Raw genomic sequence first — 20,605 nt, forward strand, 5'->3', positions numbered from 1 at the left:
CCGCCATCGCGAGCAAGCTCGGCTCCCACATTGGTTCGGTGGTGGACGTTGATTGTGCGACCGCCACAAATCCCTCTGTGGGAGCGAGCTTCAATCACCCAAGGCCTCTCAGCCCAACGCTCGAGCCTCAATCTAACCCTGTGGCGAGGGAGCTTGCTCCCGCTCGGCTGCGCAGCAGTCGCAAACCGGGCAATGCGGTCGGTCTATAAACATGCAGGGCCTGCTGCGCAGGCCAGCGGGAGCGAGCTCCCTCGCCACGGGTTTGGGGTTGCCTGGGCTGCCGCCATCGCGAGCAAGCTCGGCTCCCACAGGGATGTGGATGGGTCAGAACAGATCGATCGGTGCCGCTTCGTCCGCCGGCAGCGGGCTACCCGGGGCGACGCCGTTGCCCAGTTCGTTGGCCGACGGTGGCGTGTCTTCGCTCTTGAACAGTTCGAAGTACGCCCCTGGGGTGCCTGGCGTGGCCGCACGGCCGCTGACCGGGTCGACCCGCAGGCTGAGGATGCCTTCCGGCTCCGGCTGGGTGTGCGGCGGTTTGTCCTTGAGGGCGGCACCCATGTAGTTCATCCAGATCGGCAGCGCCACGGTGCCGCCGAACTCGCGGCGGCCCAGGCTTTCAGGCTGGTCGAAACCGGTCCAGACGGTGGTCACGTAGTCGGCGTTGTAGCCGGAAAACCAGGCGTCCTTGGATTCATTGGTGGTGCCGGTCTTGCCCGCCAGGTCAGTGCGGCCCAGGGCCAGGGCGCGACGGCCGGTGCCGAGCTTGATAACGTCCTGCAGCATGCTGTTGAGAATGTAGGTGGTGCGGCCATCGACAATGCGCTCCGCGATGGCGGGCGCTTGCGGCAGGCCTGGGGCCGTGGTGGCCTCGCCTGGTGTCGCATTGACCGTGAACGTCTCGGTGGACGGTGCGGCGACGCCATCGCTGGCCGGCTCGCCCGTGGGGACCCGTGGCGGGTTGGCAACAAACAGTGTCTCGCCATTGCGACTTTCGATCTTGTCGATGATGTACGGGGTGATCTTGTAGCCGCCGTTGGCGAACGTGCTCCAGCCCATGGCGATTTCCATCGGCGTCAAGGTCGCGGTGCCCAAGGCCAGGGACAGGTTGCGCGGCAGGTCCTGCTTGTTGAAGCCGAACTTGCTGATGTAGTCGATGGTGCGGTCCACGCCCAGCGCTTGCAGCAAGCGGATCGAGACCAGGTTGCGAGATTTGTACAGCGCCTCGCGCAGGCGAATCGGTCCGAGGAAGGTATTGGTGTCGTTCTTCGGTCGCCAGACCTTGTCCAGGTATTCATCGACGAACACGATCGGCGCATCGTTCACCAGGCTGGCGGCGGTATAGCCGTTATCCAGGGCGGCGCTGTAGACAAACGGCTTGAAGCTCGAGCCTGGCTGGCGCTTGGCCTGCAAGGCGCGGTTGTAATTGCTTTGCTCGAAGGCGAAGCCACCCACCAGCGAGCGGATCGCGCCGTTCTGTGGGTCGAGGGACACCAGCGCGCCCTGGGCGGCCGGGATCTGGCTGAACTTGAGCGTATTGTCCGCCTGGCGCTGGACGCGGACCAGGTCGCCGACCTGGGCCACGTCCGACGGTTGCCGTGGGTTGGCGCCCATGCTGTTGGTGTTGAGGAATGGGCGGGCCCATTTCATGGTGTCCCAGGCTACGTGTTCTTCCTGCTCGCCATTGCGGGTCAGCACCTTGATGCCGTCCTTGTCCACCGAGGTGACGATCGCTGGCTCCAGGCTGCTGATGGTGCGTTGCTTGGTCAGTTCCAGGGCCCAGGCTTCCTTGGTCTTGCCCGGCAGGCGCGATTCAGGGCCACGGTAGCCGTGGCGCTGGTCGTAGGTCATCAGGCCCTCGTGCAGCGCGGTGTTGGCCATTTCCTGCAAGTTGCTCGGCACCGTGGTGGTCACGCGAAAACCTTCGGTGTAGGCGTCGCTGCCATAACGCCCGACCATCTCGGCACGGGCCATCTCGGCAATGTACGGGGCGTTCACTTCCGGCGTCGGCACGTGATAGCTGGCGTTCAGCGGCTCATTGATCGCGGCGGTGTAGTCGGCCTCGGTGATCTTGCCGAGCTTGTACATGCGTCCCAGGATCCAGTCGCGTCGCTCCTTGCTGCGCGTCGGGTTGGCCAGCGGGTTGAAGCGCGACGGGGCCTTGGGCAGGCCGGCGATCATCGCCATCTGCGCCAGGCTCACATCGCGGATCGACTTGCCGTAATACACCTGCGCCGCCGCCTCGATGCCGTAGGCGCGGTTGCCCAGGTAAATCTTGTTCACGTACAGCTCGAGGATTTCATCCTTGGTCAGTTGCCGTTCGATCTGCAGGGCCAGGAGGATCTCGGTGGTCTTGCGCGAAAAGCTGCGCTCGCTGGTCAGGAAAAAGTTCTTGGCCACTTGCATGGTGATGGTGCTGCCGCCGGACTGGATGTGCCCGCTCTTGACCAACTGGCTGGCCGCGCGCATCAGGCTGCCAGGATCGACGCCGTAGTGGTTGGCGAAGTTATCGTCTTCAGCACTTAGTAACGCATTGATGAAATTGGGGGGAATGTCGGCGAAACGGATCGGTGTGCGGCGCATTTCGCCAAATTCGGCGATCAACTTGTTGTCGCTGCTGTACACCCGCAAAGGAATCTGCAACTGAATACTTCTCAGCGCCTCCACGGACGGCAAACCCGGACTAAGGTAAAGAAAAGCACCGCTCAGGCCCAAGAGCAGTCCGCAGAAAACGGCGACGATGGACCATCCGAAAAATTTCAGCAGACGAATCAAGGCTTTTGGATATCCAGGCAAAGAATGAAAAAGGCGCCAGGTGCAGGGATGGACCCGTGCTTGCAACAAAGCGAAAAAAAACGCTGGGCATTATAAGCATTTTTTTTCGTCAGGCATGCCATCCGGACGTCCGTCGGACGGCCGTGATTGAACGCAATGCATATTAGAGAGTCCGTAACTCACGGATAGTCATAGGGAATTGGTAGTGCTACGACTCTTCAATAAAAAAGCCCATGCGCTTCTGGGGATCGACATCAGTTCGACGTCGGTGAAGCTGCTCGAGTTGAGTCGCCAGGGCGAGCGATACCGCGTCGAGTCCTACGCGGTCGAACCTTTGCCGGCCAACGCCGTGATCGAGAAGAACATCGCCGAGCTCGAAGGGGTGGGGCAGGCGTTGTCGCGGCTGCTGGCCAAGGCCCGGACACCCCTGCGCAGCGTGGCGGTGGCCGTGGCGGGCTCGGCGGTGATCACCAAGACCATCGAGATGGACGCCGGCCTGTCCGACGACGAGATGGAGAACCAGCTCAAGATCGAGGCCGATCAATACATCCCCTATCCGCTGGATGAGGTGGCCATCGATTTCGAAGTGATGGGCGTTTCGCCCCGCAGCGCCGAACGCGTCGAAGTACTGCTGGCGGCCTGTCGCAAGGAAAACGTCGAGGTCCGCGAGGCGGCGTTGGCGCTCGCCGGGTTGACGGCCCGGGTGGTAGATGTGGAGGCGTATGCGCTGGAACGGGCGTTTGGCCTGCTCGCCACGCAACTGGCCGCGTCCCAGGAGCGGCTGACCGTGGCGGTCATCGACATCGGCGCCACCATGACCACCCTCAGCGTGTTGCACAACGGGCGCATCATCTATACCCGCGAACAACTGTTCGGCGGCCGCCAGTTGACCGAGGAAATTCAGCGCCGCTACGGCCTGACACCCGAGCAGGCGGGCCTGGCAAAGAAGCAGGGTGGGCTGCCGGACGATTATCTCGGCGAAGTGTTGCAACCTTTTCGCGAGGCCTTGGTGCAGCAGGTTTCGCGCTCCCTGCAATTTTTCTTCGCCTCGGGCCAGTACAGCGCGGTGGATCACATCCTACTGGCCGGGGGCACGGCTTCCGTCGCCGGCCTGGACCGGCTGATCGAGCAACGCCTGGGCACGCCGACCCAGGTGGCCAACCCGTTCACCAACATGGCCCTGAGCAGCAAGGTCAATGCCGGTGCCCTGGCCAGTGATGCGCCAGCGCTGATGATCGCTTGCGGGCTGGCCCTCAGGAGTTTCGACTGATGGCGCGGATCAACCTGCTTCCCTGGCGCGAAGAGCTGCGCGAAGAACGGCGCAAACGCTTTCTGCTGGCCTTGGTGGGCGCGCTGGTCGGAGCGGTCGGGGTGATTCTGGTCGCCGTCCGCTACATCGACAACGCCATCGACCACCAGGTCGCTCGCAACAGCCATCTCTCCGGCCAGATCGCCGTGCTCGATGAGCGCATCAAGCAGATCAGCGAATTGAAAGCCCGTCGCCAGCAATTGCTGGAGCGCATGCGCATCATCCAGGACTTGCAAGGAAATCGACCGGTCAGCGGACGCATCTTCGACCAGTTGGTGCGGACCCTGCCGGATGGCGTTTACTTCACCGAAGTGAAAATGGAAGACCGGACGCTCTTCATCAAGGGCGCTGCGGAATCGAACAACCGGGTCTCGGACCTGATGCGCAACCTGGACTCGTCGGACCTGTTCGATGCGCCCAGTTTGACGGAGGTGAAGGCGACCACCGCTGGCCAGCTCGACCAGGCCAACGTTTTCCAGCTGACGGTTCGCCAGACCCGCCCGGTCGAAGTGGAGGACGCCGAATGAAGCCGGGGGAGTGGTTCGACGCGCTGCGCAAGATCGACATCAATGATCTGGACACCAACAATATCGGCTCCTGGCCGGCACCGATCAAATGGCTGGCCGGCATCCTGCTGGTGGCCCTGGTGCTGGGGCTGGGCTATAACTTTGCCTTGAGTGACCTGGAAAACCAATTGCAGCAGGTGCGCGAGGAAGAGAACACGCTCAAGGCGCAATTCGCGGGCAAGGCCCACATGGCCGCGAACCTGGAACGCTACACCGAGCAGATGAAACAGATGGAAACGTCTTTTGGTGTGCTGTTGCGGCAATTGCCCAGCGATACCGAGGTGCCGGGCCTGCTGGAAGACATTACCCGCACCGGGTTGGGCAGCGGCCTGGAGTTCGAGGAAATCAAGCTGCTGCCGGAAGTCACCCAGCCTTTCTATATCGAGCTGCCGATCCAGATCACCGTGACCGGCGGCTACCACGACCTGGCGACGTTCGTCAGTGGGGTGGCGGGGCTGCCCCGGATCGTCACGCTGCATGATTTCGAGATCGCCCCGATGGAGCCCGAGGCTGGCACGAAACTGCGCATGAGCATCCAGGCCAAGACCTACCGCTACAACGAGCAGGAGGCGCAGCCATGAGGCCGATGGTGTGCCGTCTCTGTCTGCTGGCAGGCCTGGTCGTGTTGGCGGGCTGCAACAATGACAGCGGGTTCAGCGACCTGGACGCCTACATGAACGAAGTGCGCCTGCGCCCGCCCGGCAAGATCGAGCCGACGCCGACGTTCAGGCCCCAGGAGACCTTTACCTACAGCGCCGCCAACCTGCGCAGCCCGTTTTCCCGGCAGGTCCGTGTGGACCAGGCCGACCGGCAGCGCGGCTCGCGCAACGTCCGGCCCGACCCCAACCGGGTCAAGCAGTACCTGGAAGGCTTCAACATCGAACAGTTCGAAATGGTCGGTACGATCTCCAACGCCGCGGGCTCCTTCGCGCTCCTGCGGGGCGCGGGCGGGGTGCACCGGCTCAAGGTCGGTGACTATCTGGGACGCAACGACGGGCGGATCGTCGCCATCAGCGCCACCCAGGTCGATGTGGTCGAAATCGTTCCCGATGGCGAGGGTGCCTGGCTGGAGCGACCCCGGACCATTCCTTTGAAAGAGCATTCATAGTGGAAGTCGAACAATGAACAGGTTTTTTTCAGCCCTCGGTATTTCGCTATGGACAGCGCTGTTATCGCCGATGGTTCTTGGGGCCGGCCTGAAGACGCTGGATGTGGCGGCGTTGCCGGGGGACCGTGTCGAGTTGAAACTTACCTTCGACGGACCGCCGCCGACACCGCGGGGCTACACCACCGAACAACCGGCCCGGATTGCGCTGGACCTGCCGGGCGTGACCAATCAACTGGCCAGTAGAACCCGCGACCTGGGTGGGGGCAATGCGCGTAGCGCCACCGTGGTCGAGGCAGGGGATCGCACCCGGTTGATCATTGGCCTGACCCAACTGGCGCCGTATGACACTCGGGTCGAAGGCAATAACCTGTTCGTGGTGGTCGGCAAGGGCGCCACCCCGAAGAGCACTGCCCGCAACAGTACCGCCCAGGCTCCGCGCCCGGCGGTTGCCAGCGCGGCGCCTGCCAGGAGCAGTGCGCCGGTGGGCAAGGCGATCCGTGGGGTGGATTTCCAGCGCGGGACCCAGGGCGAAGGCAACGTGGTGATCGATTTGTCCGATCCGTCCATCGCCCCGGACATCCAGGAGCGCGAAGGCAAGATCATTCTCAATTTCGCCAAGACCCAATTGCCCGAGCCGCTGCGGGTGCGCCTGGACGTCAAGGACTTCGCCACCCCGGTGCAATTCGTCAATGCCAGCGCCGGTAGCGACCGAGCGACCATCAGCATCGAGCCCAGCGGCACCTTCGACTACTCGACCTACCAGACCGACAACAAGCTCACCGTCAGCGTCCGGCCCATGACCGTCGACGACCTGCAAAAACGCAACGCCGACCGCGCTGCCTACAGCGGCGAAAAACTCTCGCTCAACTTCCAGGACATCGAGGTGCGTTCGGTCCTGCAATTGATTGCCGACTTTACCAACCTGAACCTGGTGGCCAGTGACACGGTGCAGGGTGGCATCACCCTGCGGCTGCAAAATGTGCCGTGGGACCAGGCGCTGGACCTGGTGCTCAAGACCAAGGGGTTGGACAAGCGCAAGGTCGGCAACGTGCTGCTGGTGGCCCCGGCCGATGAAATCGCGGCGCGGGAGCGCCAGGAGCTGGAGTCGCAAAAGCAGATTGCCGACCTGGCGCCACTGCGGCGTGAGCTGCTGCAGGTCAACTATGCGAAGGCGGCGGACATCGCCAAGCTGTTCCAGTCGGTGACCAGCGCCGAGGCGAAAGCCGATGAGCGCGGCACGATCACGGTGGATGAGCGCACCAACAACATCATTGCCTACCAGACCCAGGACCGGCTCGACGAACTGCGCCGGATCGTGGCGCAGCTGGATATTCCGGTACGCCAGGTGATGATCGAGGCGCGAATTGTCGAGGCCAACGTCGACTACGACAAAAGCCTGGGCGTGCGCTGGGGCGGTTCGATCCAGAACAAGGGCAACTGGAACTCCTCGGGGGTGACCACCGGCACCTCCACGACCATTGGCACGCCGGGCAGTACCGGCACCAATCAGCCGTTCGTGGACCTGGGCGCCTCGGGCAATACTTCGGGGATCGGCATTGCGTTCATCACCGACAACGTATTGCTGGACCTTGAGCTGACGGCCATGGAGAAAACCGGTAACGGGGAAATCGTCTCCCAGCCCAAGGTGGTGACGTCCGACAAGGAGACGGCCAAGATCCTCAAGGGCACGGAGATTCCTTATCAGGAAGCCAGCTCCAGCGGTGCCACCTCGGTGTCGTTCAAGGAGGCCTCGCTGTCCCTGGAAGTGACCCCGCAAATCACCCCGGACAACCGCATCATCATGGAGGTCAAGGTCACCAAGGATGAGCCGGACTACCTGAACAAGGTGCAGGATGTGCCGCCGATCAAGAAAAACGAAGTCAACGCCAAGGTCTTGGTCAATGATGGCGAGACCATTGTGATTGGCGGGGTTTTCTCAAATACTCAGAGCAAGGTCGTAGATAAGGTGCCATTTCTTGGCGATGTGCCGTATCTTGGCCGCCTTTTCCGGCGTGATGTGGTTTCGGAGAAAAAATCCGAGCTGCTGGTGTTCCTCACTCCGCGTATCATGAATAACCAGGCGATTGCTGTGAGTCGTTGATTCTGTGCGAAATTTGATTCTTGTTGGGCCGATGGGCGCTGGAAAAAGCACCATCGGCCGTTTGCTGGCCAAAGAGCTGCGCCTGCCGTTCAAAGATTCCGACAAGGAAATTGAATTGCGCACGGGTGCCAATATCCCATGGATCTTCGATAAGGAAGGCGAGCCGGGCTTTCGTGACCGTGAGCAGGCGATGATTGCCGAGCTGTGCGCGTTCGAGGGCGTGGTGTTGGCCACCGGCGGTGGTGCGGTGATGCGCGAAGCCAATCGTCGGGCGCTGCATGCCGGCGGACGAGTGGTCTATTTGCACGCCTCTGTCGAGCAGCAGGTCGGCCGCACCGCCCGGGACCGCAACCGGCCGCTGTTGCGCACCGCTGACCCGGCCAAGACCCTGCGCGACCTGCTGGAGCTGCGTGATCCGCTGTATCGGGAAATCGCCGACCTGGTGGTGGAAACCGATGAGCGGCCGCCGCGGATGGTGGTGCTGGACATTCTCGATCGCCTTCAGCAACTTCCGCCCCGTTAATGCGCCTGGCGAAATGCGCTATCCTCGACGTCCCGTTTTGGCCCGTCTGGGGCGTGGCGTATGGCCATTAACTGGCGTCAGGACAAGCACCGTGGACTTTCGTTAATTGCAGGCAGGACGCCTGATTCCATCTTCACTGTGGGGACACATGCAGACACTTAAGGTCGACCTGGGCGAGCGCAGCTACCCGATTCATATTGGCGAAGGCTTGTTGGACCAGCCCGAACTGCTGGCGCCGCATATCGCCGGGCGGCAAGTGGCGATCATTTCCAATGAAACCGTCGCGCCTCTGTATCTGGAGCGTCTGACCCGCAGCCTGTCGGCCTTTTCGGTGATTTCCGTGGTATTGCCCGACGGCGAAGCCTTCAAGAATTGGGAAACCCTGCAACTGATTTTCGACGGCCTGCTGACCGCACGGCACGATCGCCGTACCACGGTGATTGCCCTGGGCGGCGGTGTGATCGGCGACATGGCCGGTTTTGCCGCCGCCTGCTACCAGCGTGGTGTCGATTTCATCCAGATCCCCACTACGCTGTTGTCGCAGGTCGACTCGTCGGTGGGCGGCAAGACCGGAATCAACCATCCGCTGGGCAAGAACATGGTCGGTGCGTTCTATCAGCCCAACGTGGTGCTGATCGACACCGCCACCCTCAATACCTTGCCGGCTCGCGAGCTGTCTGCGGGGCTGGCGGAAGTCATCAAGTACGGGCTGATCTGCGACGAACCGTTCCTGGGCTGGCTCGAAGAGAACGTCGACCGCCTGCGTGCGTTGGATCAAGCGGCGCTGACCTACGCCATCGAGCGCTCCTGCGCCGCCAAGGCCGCCGTGGTCGGTGCCGATGAGCGTGAGTCCGGGGTGCGCGCCACGCTCAACCTGGGGCACACCTTTGGCCATGCCATCGAAACCCACATGGGCTATGGTGTCTGGCTGCACGGTGAAGCGGTTGCGGCCGGTACGGTCATGGCCCTGGAGATGTCCGCGCGCCTGGGCTGGATCAGCGAGCAGGAGCGCGATCGCGGTATTCGTCTGTTCCAGCGCGCCGGGCTGCCGGTGGTTCCGCCCGAGGAAATGAGCGAGGCGGATTTTCTTCAACACATGGCAATCGACAAAAAAGTGATCGACGGTCGTCTGCGCCTGGTGCTGCTGCGCCACATGGGCGAAGCGGTGGTGACCGACGATTATCCGAAAGAAGTTCTACAGGCCACGCTGGGAGCGGACTACCGCGCCCTGGCTCAGCTTAAAGGTTAATAAGACTGCGATGACTAGTTTGCATGCCGACGAGGCTTTCCTCGGCCATTTCCAATTGAGTCATGACCCTTTTGCCCCACGGGTCCCGGGCTTCAAGTTCTTCCCCGCCCAGCGCAAGCCGGTGCTGGGCCAGTTGCATCACCTGGCGCGCTACAGCCAGTTGCTCCTGGTGGTCACCGGTCCCCAGGGCAGCGGCAAGACCTTGCTGCGCCAGGCCCTGGTGGCCAGCACCAACAAACAGTCGGTGCAAAGCGTGGTGGTATCGGCCCGTGGCGCCGGCGATGCCGCCGGCGTGTTGCGCCAGGTGGCCCAGGCGCTGAACGTCGCCCAGGCTGAAGTCGGTGCCATTCTCGATCAGATCGTGCAACTGGCGCTGACCGGGCAGGAAGTCTATCTGCTGGTGGACGATGCCGAGCAACTTGACGAATCGGCCCTCGAAGCCCTGCTGGCCCTGGCGGCCGGTGCGCCGGAGGGTCGCCCTCATGTGTTCCTGTTCGGCGAGTCGTCGCTGATCGCCGACCTGGACCAGTTGAACCTCGAGGAAGAGCGCTTCCACGTCATCGAACTGGCGCCCTACACCGAGGAAGAAACCCGTGAATACCTGGCCCAGCGTCTTGAAGGTGCGGGGCGGGGCATCGAACTTTTCACCGCCGATCAGATCTCTGAGATTCACGAAAGCGCCGACGGTTGGCCTGGCAACATCAACCAGGTTGCCCGCGATGCTCTCATCGAAGTCATGATTGCCAGCCGCTCAGCGGTGAAGCGTCCAAGTATGGGGTTCAACATGCCGAAGAAACACGTATTGGCAATTTCCGCCGTCGTCGTGGTTGCAGTTGCCGCCGCCTGGCTGATGCCGGGTCGCAGCAAGGCGCCAACCACCGGCGCACCTGCCAACGAACAGGCGCAACTGCCCCTTGGCCAAGGTACACCGCAACCCAACGGCGGTGCGCCGGCGGTGGAATTTGCCGGCAACACCCAGCCGATGCCGCTGCCGCTGGTCGGCAACTCGCAACCGGTCATGCGTGGGCCCCTGGCGGAAGCCGCAGGTGGAATCACCGAGGGTGACGACGGTGCGCCGCCTCCGATCGAAGACACCAGCGACGTGCCACCTACCGTGACCACCACCGCGCCGCCTGCGGGCGTACCGGCCGGTCCTGCGCCGACGACGCCTGCACCAGCTCCAGCCGCCAAGCCGACCCCAGCGCCCACTCAGGTCGCCACCGCCAAGCCTGCACCGGTTCCAGCGCCTGCGGCCAAGCCGGCAGCGCCAGCACCGGCGGCCAAGCCTGCCGCTGCCCCGGCCAAGGCCGCGGGCGGTAGCTGGTACGCCGGCCAGGCACCGGGCAACTACGTGGTGCAAATCCTCGGCACAAGCTCCGAAACCGCGGCGCAGAACTTCGTCAAGGAACAGGGCGGCGAGTACCGTTATTTCAAGAAAGTGCTCAACGGCAAGCCGCTCTATGTCATCACCTACGGCAGCTTCGCCAACCGTGATGCAGCCGTTTCCGCCATCAAGGCCTTGCCAGCGAAGGTTCAGGCTGGTAAACCTTGGCCTCGCACTGTCGCCAGCGTCCAACAGGAACTGGCAGCAACTCGCTGAAGATTCGGCGGCCTTACCCAGGCCGCCTCTCCCGGCAACCTCAAAATTTCCGCAAGGGCGGGCGGCCTTTCAGGCCGCGCGCCTTGTGGTGTCTGCGTCACAGTAGCGTTTGAGTCGTAGCGGTCGAACCCAAAAAAGTTTTGACTAGCACAGCATATAGCTTTAAACCTTTCACAAATGCGACATGGATTTGCGACAGTTCGTCGTCAAATTTGTGAGCCCCTGTGTCGGTGTGTACAATGACCTCCCTTTTGCCCCCGCAAAGCTGGCGTACGTTCGGCGCGGCATGCAACTGGTTGAATTGAAAAGAAATTTGTCTCGATAAGAGGCAGCCTGGTGAGAAAGTGTCTATGAAAGCAGGTCTGTACCAACCAGATGAATTCAAGGATAACTGCGGTTTTGGCCTGATAGCCCATATGCAGGGCGAGCCCAGTCATACCCTTTTGCAAACGGCCATTGAGGCCCTGACCTGCATGACCCACCGCGGTGGGATCAACGCCGACGGCAAGACCGGTGACGGTTGTGGCTTGCTGATTCAAAAACCCGACGAGTTCCTGCGTGCCGTAGCCCAGGAAACGTTTGGGGTAACCCTGCCCAAGCAGTACGCCGTGGGCATGGTGTTCTTCAACCAGGACCCGGTGAAGGCCGAGGCGGCTCGCGAAAACATGAATCGCGAGATCCTGGCCGCCGGCCTGCAACTGGTTGGCTGGCGCAAAGTGCCGATCGACACCAGCGTCCTCGGCCGCTTGGCGCTCGAGCGCCTGCCGCAGATCGAGCAGGTGTTCATCGCTGGCGAAGGCCTGAGCGACCAGGACATGTCGATCAAGCTGTTCAGCTCCCGTCGTCGTTCGTCCGTGGCCAATGCCGCCGACACCGATCACTACATCTGCAGCTTTTCCCACAAGACCATCATTTATAAAGGCCTGATGATGCCGGCGGACCTCACCGCCTTCTATCCAGACCTCAGCGATGAGCGCCTGAAAACCGCGATCTGCGTGTTCCACCAGCGCTTCTCCACCAACACCCTGCCGAAATGGCCGCTGGCCCAGCCATTCCGCTTCCTCGCCCACAACGGCGAGATCAATACCATCACCGGCAACCGCAACTGGGCCGTGGCCCGTCGCACCAAGTTCGCCAACGATTTGATGCCGGACCTCGAAGAGCTTGGCCCGCTGGTCAACCGCGTGGGTTCGGACTCCTCGAGCATGGACAACATGCTGGAGCTGATGGTGACCGGTGGCATCGACCTGTTCCGTGGCGTGCGCATGCTCGTGCCGCCAGCCTGGCAGAACGTCGAGACCATGGACCCGGACCTGCGCGCCTTCTACGAATACAACTCCATGCACATGGAGCCGTGGGACGGCCCGGCCGGTATCGTCATGACCGACGGTCGCTACGCCGTCTGCTTGCTCGACCGTAACGGTTTGCGTCCGGCGCGCTGGGTCACCACCACCAACGGGTTCATCACCCTGGCCTCGGAAATCGGGGTCTGGAACTACCAGCCCCAGGACGTCATCGCCAAGGGCCGCGTAGGTCCGGGCCAGATCTTTGCCGTGGACACCGAGACCGGCCAGATCCTCGACACCGATGCCATCGACAACCGCCTCAAGTCCCGTCATCCGTACAAGCAATGGCTGCGCAAGAACGCCCTGCGCATCCAGGCGACCATGGAAGACAACGACCACGGTTCGGCTTTCTATGATGTCGACCAGCTCAAGCAGTACATGAAGATGTACCAGGTGACGTTCGAAGAGCGTGACCAGGTGCTGCGTCCGTTGGGCGAGCAGGGCTACGAAGCGGTCGGCTCCATGGGCGACGACACGCCGATGGCCGTGCTGTCGCAACGCGTGCGCACGCCGTACGACTATTTCCGCCAGCAGTTCGCCCAGGTGACCAACCCACCGATCGACCCGCTGCGCGAGGCGATCGTGATGTCCCTGGAAATCTGCCTCGGTGCCGAGCGCAACATTTTCCAAGAGTCGCCGGAACACGCCTCGCGGGTGATCCTCAGTTCGCCGGTGATTTCCCCGGCCAAGTGGCGCTCGCTGACCAACCTCGATCGTCCCGGCTTCGAGCGTCAGGTCATCGACCTGAACTACGACGAGAACATCGGCCTGGAAGCGGCGATCCGCAACGTTGCGGACCAGGCTGAAGAAGCGGCGCGCGCCGGGCGTACCCAGATCGTGCTGACCGACCGTCACATCGCCCCGGGCAAACTGCCGATCCACGCCTCGCTGGCCACCGGTGCGGTGCACCATCGCCTGACCGAAAAAGGCCTGCGCTGCGATTCCAACATCCTGGTGGAAACGGCTACCGCACGCGATCCGCATCACTTCGCGGTGCTGATCGGCTTCGGCGCTTCGGCGGTGTATCCGTTCCTGGCTTATGAAGTGCTGGGCGACCTGATCCGTACCGGTGAAGTGCTGGGCGACCTCTACGAGGTGTTCAAGAACTACCGCAAGGGCATCACCAAGGGCCTGCTCAAGATCCTGTCGAAGATGGGCATCTCGACCATCGCCTCGTACCGTGGCGCGCAATTGTTCGAGGCCATCGGCCTGTCCGAGGAAGTCTGCGAGCTGAGCTTCCGTGGCGTGCCGAGCCGTATCAAGGGCGCGCGCTTCGTCGACATCGAAGCCGAACAGAAAGCCCTGGCCGCCGAGGCCTGGAGCCCGCGCAAGCCGATCCAGCAGGGCGGTTTGCTGAAGTTCGTTCACGGTGGCGAATACCACGCCTACAACCCGGACGTGGTCAACACCTTGCAAGCCGCCGTGCAACAGGGCGACTACGGCAAGTTCAAGGAATACACCTCGCTGGTGGACAACCGTCCGGTGTCGATGATCCGCGACCTGCTCAAGGTCAAGACCCTCGACACGCCGCTGGACATCAGTGAAGTGGAGCCGCTGGAATCGGTGCTCAAGCGCTTCGATTCGGCCGGTATTTCCCTCGGTGCGTTGTCCCCGGAAGCCCACGAAGCCCTGGCCGAAGCCATGAACCGCCTCGGTGCGCGTTCCAACTCCGGTGAAGGCGGCGAAGACCCGGCGCGCTACGGCACCATCAAGAGTTCGAAAATCAAGCAGGTGGCCACCGGCCGCTTCGGTGTGACCCCGGAATACCTGGTCAACGCTGAAGTGCTGCAGATCAAGGTCGCCCAGGGTGCCAAGCCCGGCGAAGGCGGCCAACTGCCCGGCGGCAAGGTCAACGGCCTGATTGCCAAGCTGCGCTATGCGGTTCCTGGCGTGACCCTGATCTCGCCACCGCCGCACCACGACATCTACTCGATCGAAGACTTGTCGCAACTGATTTTCGACCTCAAGCAGGTGAACCCCAAGGCGCTGGTCTCGGTGAAACTGGTGGCGGAAGCGGGCGTTGGCACCATCGCCGCCGGCGTGGCCAAGGCCTATGCCGACCTGATCACCATCTCCGGCTACGACGGCGGCACCGGTGCATCGCCGCTGACCTCGATCAAGTACGCCGGTGCGCCGTGGGAACTGGGCCTGGCCGAAACCCACCAGACCCTGCGCGGCAACGACTTGCGCGGCAAGGTCCGGGTGCAGACCGACGGTGGCCTGAAGACTGGCCTGGACGTGATCAAGGCCGCCATCCTCGGCGCCGAGAGCTTCGGCTTCGGCACCGCGCCGATGATCGCCCTGGGCTGCAAATACCTGCGCATCTGTCACCTGAACAACTGCGCTACCGGCGTGGCGACCCAGAACGACAAGCTGCGCAAGGACCACTACATCGGCACCGTCGACATGGTGGTGAATTTCTTCACCTACGTGGCCGAGGAAACCCGCGAGTGGTTGGCGAAACTGGGCGTGCGCTCCCTTGAAGAGCTGATCGGCCGTACCGATCTGCTGGACATCATCGAGGGGCAGACCGCCAAGCAGCATCACCTGGACCTGACCCCGTTGCTGGGCAGCGATCTGATTCCGGCAGACAAGCCTCAGTTCTGCCAGGTTGATCGCAACCCGCCCTTCGACAAGGGTGAGCTGGCCGAGAAGATGGTCGACATGGCCGCTGCGGCGATCAACGACCTGAGCGGTGCCGAGTTCGAACTGGATATCTGCAACTGCGACCGTTCCATCGGTGCGCGGATCTCCGGCGAAATCGCGCGCAAGCACGGCAACCAAGGCATGGCCAAGGCACCGGTGACCTTCCGCTTCAAGGGCACCGCGGGCCAGAGCTTCGGCGTCTGGAACGCCGGTGGCTTGAACATGTACCTGGAAGGCGATGCCAACGACTACGTGGGCAAGGGCATGACCGGCGGCAAGCTGGTCATCGTTCCGCCCAAGGGCAGCGTCTACAAGACCCAGGACAGTGCAATCATCGGCAACACCTGCCTCTACGGCGCCACGGGCGGCAAGCTGTTCGCCGCCGGCACCGCGGGCGAGCGTTTTGCCGTGCGTAACTCCGGCGCCCACACCGTGGTGGAAGGCACCGGCGATCACTGCTGCGAGTACATGACCGGTGGTTTTGTCTGCGTGCTGGGCAAGACCGGTTATAACTTCGGCTCTGGCATGACCGGCGGTTTCGCCTACGTGCTCGACCAGGACAACACCTTCGTTGACCGGGTCAACCACGAACTGGTGGAAATCCAGCGGATCAGCGGCGAGGCGATGGAGGCCTACCGCAGCCATCTGCAAAACGTGCTGAACGAGTACGTCGCGGAAACCGACAGCGAGTGGGGTCGTGAGCTCGCCGAGAACCTCGATGACTACTTGCGCCGTTTCTGGCTGGTCAAGCCAAAGGCTGCCAACCTGAAATCGTTGCTTTCCAGCACTCGTGCCAACCCGCAGTGATATGCGCCTGAAGAGTTTGATGAGGTTTTAACAATGGCTGAACGTCTGAATAACGACTTCCAGTTCATCGATGTCGGGCGCAAGGATCCGAAGAAGAAACTGTTGCGTCAACGCAAGAAAGAGTTCGTGGAGATCTACGAGCCTTTCAAACCCCAGCAGTCGGCCGACCAGGCTCACCGCTGCCTGGGTTGCGGTAACCCGTACTGCGAATGGAAGTGCCCGGTGCACAACTTCATTCCCAACTGGTTGAAACTGGTGGCCGAGGGCAACATCCTCCAGGCCGCCGAATTGTCCCACCAGACCAATACCCTGCCGGAAGTCTGTGGCCGGGTGTGCCCGCAGGATCGCCTGTGCGAAGGTGCGTGCACCCTCAACGACGGTTTTGGCGCGGTGACCATCGGTTCGGTGGAGAAATACATCACCGACACCGCGTTCGCCATGGGCTGGCGCCCGGACATGTCCAAGGTCAAGCCGACCGGCAAGCGCGTGGCGATCATCGGCGCGGGCCCGGCGGGCCTGGGCTGTGCCGACGTATTGGTACGCGGTGGCGTGACCCCGGTGGTGTTCGACAAGAACCCGGAAATCGGCGGTCTGCTGACCTTCGGCATTCCCGAGTTCAAGCTGGAAAAGACCGTGCTGAGCAATCGCCGCGAAGTCTTCACCGGCATGGGCATCGAGTTCCGCCTGAACACCGAGGTGGGTAAGGACGTGACCATGGAACAACTGCTCGAAGAATACGATGCGGTTTTCATGGGCATGGGCACCTACACCTACATGAAGGGCGGCTTTGCCGGTGAGGACCTGCCGGGCGTCTACGACGCGCTGGACTTCCTGATCGCCAACGTCAACCGCAACCTGGGCTTCGAAAAGTCGCCGGAAGACTTCGTCGACATGAAGGGCAAGAAGGTCGTGGTGCTCGGCGGTGGCGACACGGCGATGGACTGCAATCGCACGTCGATTCGCCAGGGTGCCAAGTCGGTGACCTGCGCGTACCGTCGCGACGAAGCGAACATGCCCGGCTCGCGTAAAGAGGTGAAGAACGCCAAGGAAGAAGGTGTGAAGTTCCTCTACAACCGCCAGCCGATCGCCATTGTCGGTGAAGACAAGGTCGAAGGCGTGAAGGTGGTCGAGACCCGTCTCGGCGAGCCGGACGCCCGTGGCCGCCGTAGCCCCGAGCCGATCCCGGGCTCCGAAGAGATCATCCCGGCCGACGCCGTGGTCATCGCTTTCGGTTTCCGCCCGAGCCCGGCGCCGTGGTTCGAGCAGTTCAGCATCCAGACCGACAGCCAGGGCCGTGTCGTGGCACCGGAACAGGGCCAGTACAAACACCAGACCAGCAACCCGAAGATCTTCGCCGGTGGCGACATGGTCCGCGGTTCCGACCTGGTGGTGACGGCGATCTTCGAAGGCCGCAATGCGGCGGAAGGGATCCTGGATTACTTGCAGGTCTGACCCGTCTCCAAGCCTGAAATGCAGTAACCCTGTGGGAGCGAGCCTGCTCGCGAAAGCGGTCTGTCAGCCAACTTCGATGTTGGATTTGCCGGCCTCTTCGCGAGCAGGCTCGCTCCCACATTGATTCCGGATACTGCTGAACTCAGTGGACTCCTTGCGACAAATTGCCTCGATAGATAAAAGGCACGGCTCTTGCCGTGCCTTTTGCGTCGCGCTCTGAGAAAATGCCCGCACTTTTTTTCCGGATGCCGACATGACTGCCCTGAAGAACGACCGTTTCCTTCGCGCCCTGCTCAAGCAACCCGTAGACGTCACCCCGGTGTGGATGATGCGCCAGGCCGGTCGCTATCTGCCGGAATACCGCGCCAGCCGCGCCAAGGCGGGCGACTTCATGAGCCTGTGCATGAACCCGCAGTTCGCCTGCGAGGTCACGATGCAGCCGCTGGACCGCTACCCGCAGTTGGACGCGGCGATCCTGTTCTCCGACATCCTCACCATTCCCGATGCCATGGGCCAAGGCCTGTACTTCGAGACCGGCGAAGGCCCGCGCTTCAAGAAAGTCGTCAGCACCCTGGCCGACATCGAGGCCCTGCCGATTCCCGATCCGCAGAAAGACCTGGGCTACGTCATGGACGCGGTCAGTACCATTCGCCGTGAACTCAACGGCCGCGTGCCGCTGATCGGTTTCTCCGGCAGCCCGTGGACCCTCGCGACCTACATGGTCGAAGGCGGTTCGTCGAAGGACTTCCGCAAGACCAAGGCGATGCTCTACGACAACCCGCAAGCCATGCACTTGTTATTGGACAAGCTGGCGCAGTCGGTCACGTCCTACCTCAACGGCCAGATCATGGCCGGTGCGCAAGCGGTGCAGATTTTCGATACCTGGGGTGGCAACCTGTCGGCGGCGGCGTACCAGGAGTTTTCCCTGGCCTACATGCGCAAGATCGTCAGCGGCCTGATCCGCGAGCACGAAGGTCGCAAAGTCCCGGTGATCCTGTTCACCAAGAACGGCGGCCTGTGGCTGGAAAGCATTGCCGAGGCCGGCGCCGACGCCTTGGGCCTGGATTGGACCTGCGACATTGGCAACGCTCGCGAGCGTGTCGGTCATAAGGTCGCCTTGCAAGGCAACATGGATCCGACCGTGCTCTACGCCAAGCCTGAAGCGATCCGTGCTGAAGTCGGGCGGATCCTGGCCAGCTACGGCAGTGGCAGCGGCCATGTGTTCAACCTCGGCCATGGCATCACCCCGGAAGTCGACCCCGAACACGCCGGTGCCTTCCTGCGGGCGGTGCATGAGTTGTCGGCGCAATATCACGTCTGACTTGCGGCCCTGTCACCCAGCCTGTCCGGACCTGTGCCGGACAGGCTTTTTAATGTCCGCTTGTTTAGCGATCCGAGATAAAACAGCCGATTATTTTTTCAGGTGTGTTTGTTTGTCTTTAGTTGATAGTTATTTCTGTTCGTAAGATGTTTCTCTGGTTATGTAGGGGTAATTGATTCAGAGATCATTCCTTCTATGTTGAGAGATTTGTCCTACATAGGGCACGTTCAACTTTCTATAAGGTTCCGGCACTTGCAAGGGCACGCGCCGAGCGGTATGGCGCACCTTTCAAGAAGACGGTGATACGTCTTTCATTTTTGATGACTGGTCTGGAATTTATATGAAGAATAATTTCAACAAGAGCAATGTATTAACCGGGTGTGCGTCCTCGTTAGTTCTGTTGTCGGCCATGGCGGCATCGCAAAGTGTGCTGGCCCATGGTTTCGTCGAAGTACCGCCTTCCCGTGCGCTGTTGTGCAAGCAAGGTGTCAACCTGAACTGCGGCGGCGCGCAGTACGAACCGCAGAGTACCGGCGAAACCTTCAAGGGCTTCCCGAGTGGCGTCGGTGGTGCACCGCTGCAAGGCCCTGTCGACGGCAAAATCGCCAGCGGCGGCAAAGCCAGTTTTTCTGCCCTCGATGCGCAATCTGCCACGCGCTGGCACCTGACTGAAATCAGGGACCGCAACATCACGTTTCAATGGCAATACTCCGCCGCGCACCCTGCGACCAAACACGAATACTTCATTACCCGCGACGGTTGGAACCCGAACGAAGTGCTCAAGCGCGCCTCGTTCGACAACACGCCGTTCTGCACGGTGGATGGTGGTCATCAACCCCCGGTAGCCGGTGCCCCACACAACTGCGTCATTCCTGACAGTAAATCGGGTCACCACGTCATCCTGGGCGTCTGGACAGTGGGCGATACCGATAACGCGTTCTATAACCCTGTGGATGTGAACATCCTCGCCGAAGCCGCATTGCCGGGCGGCTGGAAACCGGTGGGCAGCATTACCCCATCCACCCCGTTGCTGGCAGGGGACAAGGTCAAGGCCCGGGCATTCTCCGCCACCGGCGAAAATGCCCAATACAGCGTAGAGATCAGCATCGACAACGCCGAAGAAGGCGAGGCTGGAAACTGGTCGTTCAAACTGGCCGAAGCCATCAACAACGCCCATTCCCCGATTCGTGCCGGTGTTCGTGACGACGAAGGCAATATCACGCCGATCAAGGGCGCCAACAGCCTGTACGCCCAGGAAGAAAGCGGTGTGACCCGCTATGAAGTGCAACTGGACATGCAGGAAGACACGGGCGCCAGCCTGGGGATTTCCTCCCTGCAGCCAGAGTACGTACTCGACAAAGGTCGGGTCAGCATGGCGTTCGCCGCGCAGACAAACCGCCGGATGAACCTCGAAGCCACGTTGTTCGATGAGAAGAACAAGCAAGTGGGTGTCGTGAGCAAGGTGGGTGAAGGCAGCACTGCGCTGAGCCTGGACGTGCGCAGCGCCCTAGGGGTTCATACCCTGACGCTGGTGGGCTCCACCGAAGACGGCCGTACCACGCGCCAGGAGACCCAGACGGTCACCCTGACCGGCGAGGGCGCAGGTGTTGAATACGACTTCGTGTTCCCTGAAGGCATCAGCGACTACACCGCCGGTACGAAAGTGCTGCAGCCCAAGACTGACGAAGTCTTCGAATGCAAGCCGTTCCCCGCGTCCGGCTACTGCAAGCAGTACTCCCCGACAGCGAACGGCTTTGAGCCAGGTGTCGGTGCGTCCTGGCAGAGCGCCTGGGACAAGCTGTAAG

General features: G+C 61.9%; 13 protein-coding genes. 12 read left to right on the forward strand and 1 reads right to left on the reverse strand.

Annotated elements, in window-relative coordinates; all coding sequences use genetic code 11:
- Positions 1 to 324: 324 nt before the first annotated feature.
- Positions 325 to 2,772, reverse strand: a complete 2,448-nt coding sequence (locus HU767_RS10200) for a penicillin-binding protein 1A (protein ID WP_186729455.1) — start codon at positions 2,770 to 2,772, stop codon at positions 325 to 327.
- A gap of 205 nt (positions 2,773 to 2,977) precedes the next feature.
- Here HU767_RS10200 and HU767_RS10205 point away from each other — a divergent pair, with 205 nt between their 5' ends.
- The 12 genes from HU767_RS10205 to gbpA all read left to right on the forward strand — a co-directional run bounded on the left by HU767_RS10205 (position 2,978) and on the right by gbpA (position 20,604).
- On the forward strand, positions 2,978 to 4,042 hold the full coding sequence (locus tag HU767_RS10205; RefSeq protein ID WP_186706085.1) for a pilus assembly protein PilM: 1,065 nt from the start codon (positions 2,978 to 2,980) through the stop codon (positions 4,040 to 4,042).
- On the forward strand, positions 4,042 to 4,608 hold the full coding sequence (locus tag HU767_RS10210) for a PilN domain-containing protein (RefSeq protein WP_186706084.1): 567 nt from the start codon (positions 4,042 to 4,044) through the stop codon (positions 4,606 to 4,608). Before HU767_RS10205 ends, HU767_RS10210 begins: the two co-directional genes overlap by 1 nt.
- Positions 4,605 to 5,228: a type 4a pilus biogenesis protein PilO gene (gene pilO, locus HU767_RS10215; protein ID WP_186706083.1), complete on the forward strand. Its 624-nt coding sequence runs from the start codon at positions 4,605 to 4,607 to the stop codon at positions 5,226 to 5,228. The genes HU767_RS10210 and pilO overlap by 4 nt, the downstream gene beginning before the upstream one ends.
- The gene (locus HU767_RS10220; RefSeq protein WP_272972270.1) at positions 5,225 to 5,755 is read left to right on the forward strand and encodes a pilus assembly protein PilP; all 531 of its coding nucleotides are present in this window, start codon (positions 5,225 to 5,227) and stop codon (positions 5,753 to 5,755) included. Before pilO ends, HU767_RS10220 begins: the two co-directional genes overlap by 4 nt.
- 13 nt (positions 5,756 to 5,768) lie before the next feature.
- On the forward strand, positions 5,769 to 7,856 hold the full coding sequence (gene pilQ / locus HU767_RS10225; RefSeq protein WP_186706082.1) for a type IV pilus secretin PilQ: 2,088 nt from the start codon (positions 5,769 to 5,771) through the stop codon (positions 7,854 to 7,856).
- Between the two features lie 4 nt (positions 7,857 to 7,860).
- Positions 7,861 to 8,379, forward strand: a complete 519-nt coding sequence (gene aroK / locus HU767_RS10230; RefSeq protein ID WP_060739556.1) for a shikimate kinase AroK — start codon at positions 7,861 to 7,863, stop codon at positions 8,377 to 8,379.
- Positions 8,380 to 8,527: 148 nt separating this feature from the next.
- A complete protein-coding gene (gene aroB, locus HU767_RS10235) occupies positions 8,528 to 9,628 on the forward strand; it encodes a 3-dehydroquinate synthase (protein ID WP_186706081.1) in 1,101 nt (366 codons plus the stop codon).
- Between the two features lie 10 nt (positions 9,629 to 9,638).
- Positions 9,639 to 11,228, forward strand: a complete 1,590-nt coding sequence (locus HU767_RS10240; RefSeq protein ID WP_186729456.1) for an AAA family ATPase — start codon at positions 9,639 to 9,641, stop codon at positions 11,226 to 11,228.
- Between the two features lie 350 nt (positions 11,229 to 11,578).
- Complete coding sequence (gene gltB / locus HU767_RS10245) at positions 11,579 to 16,027, forward strand: glutamate synthase large subunit (protein WP_186729457.1); 4,449 nt, start codon at positions 11,579 to 11,581, stop codon at positions 16,025 to 16,027.
- 33 nt (positions 16,028 to 16,060) lie between these two features.
- On the forward strand, positions 16,061 to 17,479 hold the full coding sequence (locus tag HU767_RS10250) for an FAD-dependent oxidoreductase (RefSeq protein WP_003196992.1): 1,419 nt from the start codon (positions 16,061 to 16,063) through the stop codon (positions 17,477 to 17,479).
- A 253-nt stretch (positions 17,480 to 17,732) separates the two neighbouring features.
- Positions 17,733 to 18,800 (forward strand): uroporphyrinogen decarboxylase, encoded by a 1,068-nt coding sequence (hemE, locus tag HU767_RS10255; RefSeq protein ID WP_186706078.1) that lies wholly within the window; start codon positions 17,733 to 17,735, stop codon positions 18,798 to 18,800.
- 340 nt (positions 18,801 to 19,140) lie between these two features.
- Positions 19,141 to 20,604, forward strand: a complete 1,464-nt coding sequence (gene gbpA, locus HU767_RS10260) for an N-acetylglucosamine-binding protein GbpA (RefSeq protein WP_186729458.1) — start codon at positions 19,141 to 19,143, stop codon at positions 20,602 to 20,604.
- The last annotated feature ends 1 nt before the right edge of the window (position 20,605 follow it).

Source organism: Pseudomonas sp. SWRI179 (assembly GCF_014268705.1).
GTDB lineage: Bacteria > Pseudomonadota > Gammaproteobacteria > Pseudomonadales > Pseudomonadaceae > Aquipseudomonas > Aquipseudomonas zanjanensis.

Excerpts from the sequence above, each read along its gene's own strand:
- gltB (WP_186729457.1), top strand. The coding sequence starts at position 11,579 with ATGAAAGCAGGTCTGTACCAACCAGATGAATTCAAGGATAACTGCGGT.
- aroB (WP_186706081.1), top strand. The coding sequence starts at position 8,528 with ATGCAGACACTTAAGGTCGACCTGGGCGAGCGCAGCTACCCGATTCAT.
- HU767_RS10210 (WP_186706084.1), top strand. The coding sequence starts at position 4,042 with ATGGCGCGGATCAACCTGCTTCCCTGGCGCGAAGAGCTGCGCGAAGAA.
- HU767_RS10250 (WP_003196992.1), top strand. The coding sequence starts at position 16,061 with ATGGCTGAACGTCTGAATAACGACTTCCAGTTCATCGATGTCGGGCGC.
- HU767_RS10220 (WP_272972270.1), top strand. The coding sequence starts at position 5,225 with ATGAGGCCGATGGTGTGCCGTCTCTGTCTGCTGGCAGGCCTGGTCGTG.
- hemE (WP_186706078.1), top strand. The coding sequence starts at position 17,733 with ATGACTGCCCTGAAGAACGACCGTTTCCTTCGCGCCCTGCTCAAGCAA.
- HU767_RS10240 (WP_186729456.1), top strand. The coding sequence starts at position 9,639 with ATGACTAGTTTGCATGCCGACGAGGCTTTCCTCGGCCATTTCCAATTG.
- gbpA (WP_186729458.1), top strand. The coding sequence starts at position 19,141 with ATGAAGAATAATTTCAACAAGAGCAATGTATTAACCGGGTGTGCGTCC.
- pilO (WP_186706083.1), top strand. The coding sequence starts at position 4,605 with ATGAAGCCGGGGGAGTGGTTCGACGCGCTGCGCAAGATCGACATCAAT.
- pilQ (WP_186706082.1), top strand. The coding sequence starts at position 5,769 with ATGAACAGGTTTTTTTCAGCCCTCGGTATTTCGCTATGGACAGCGCTG.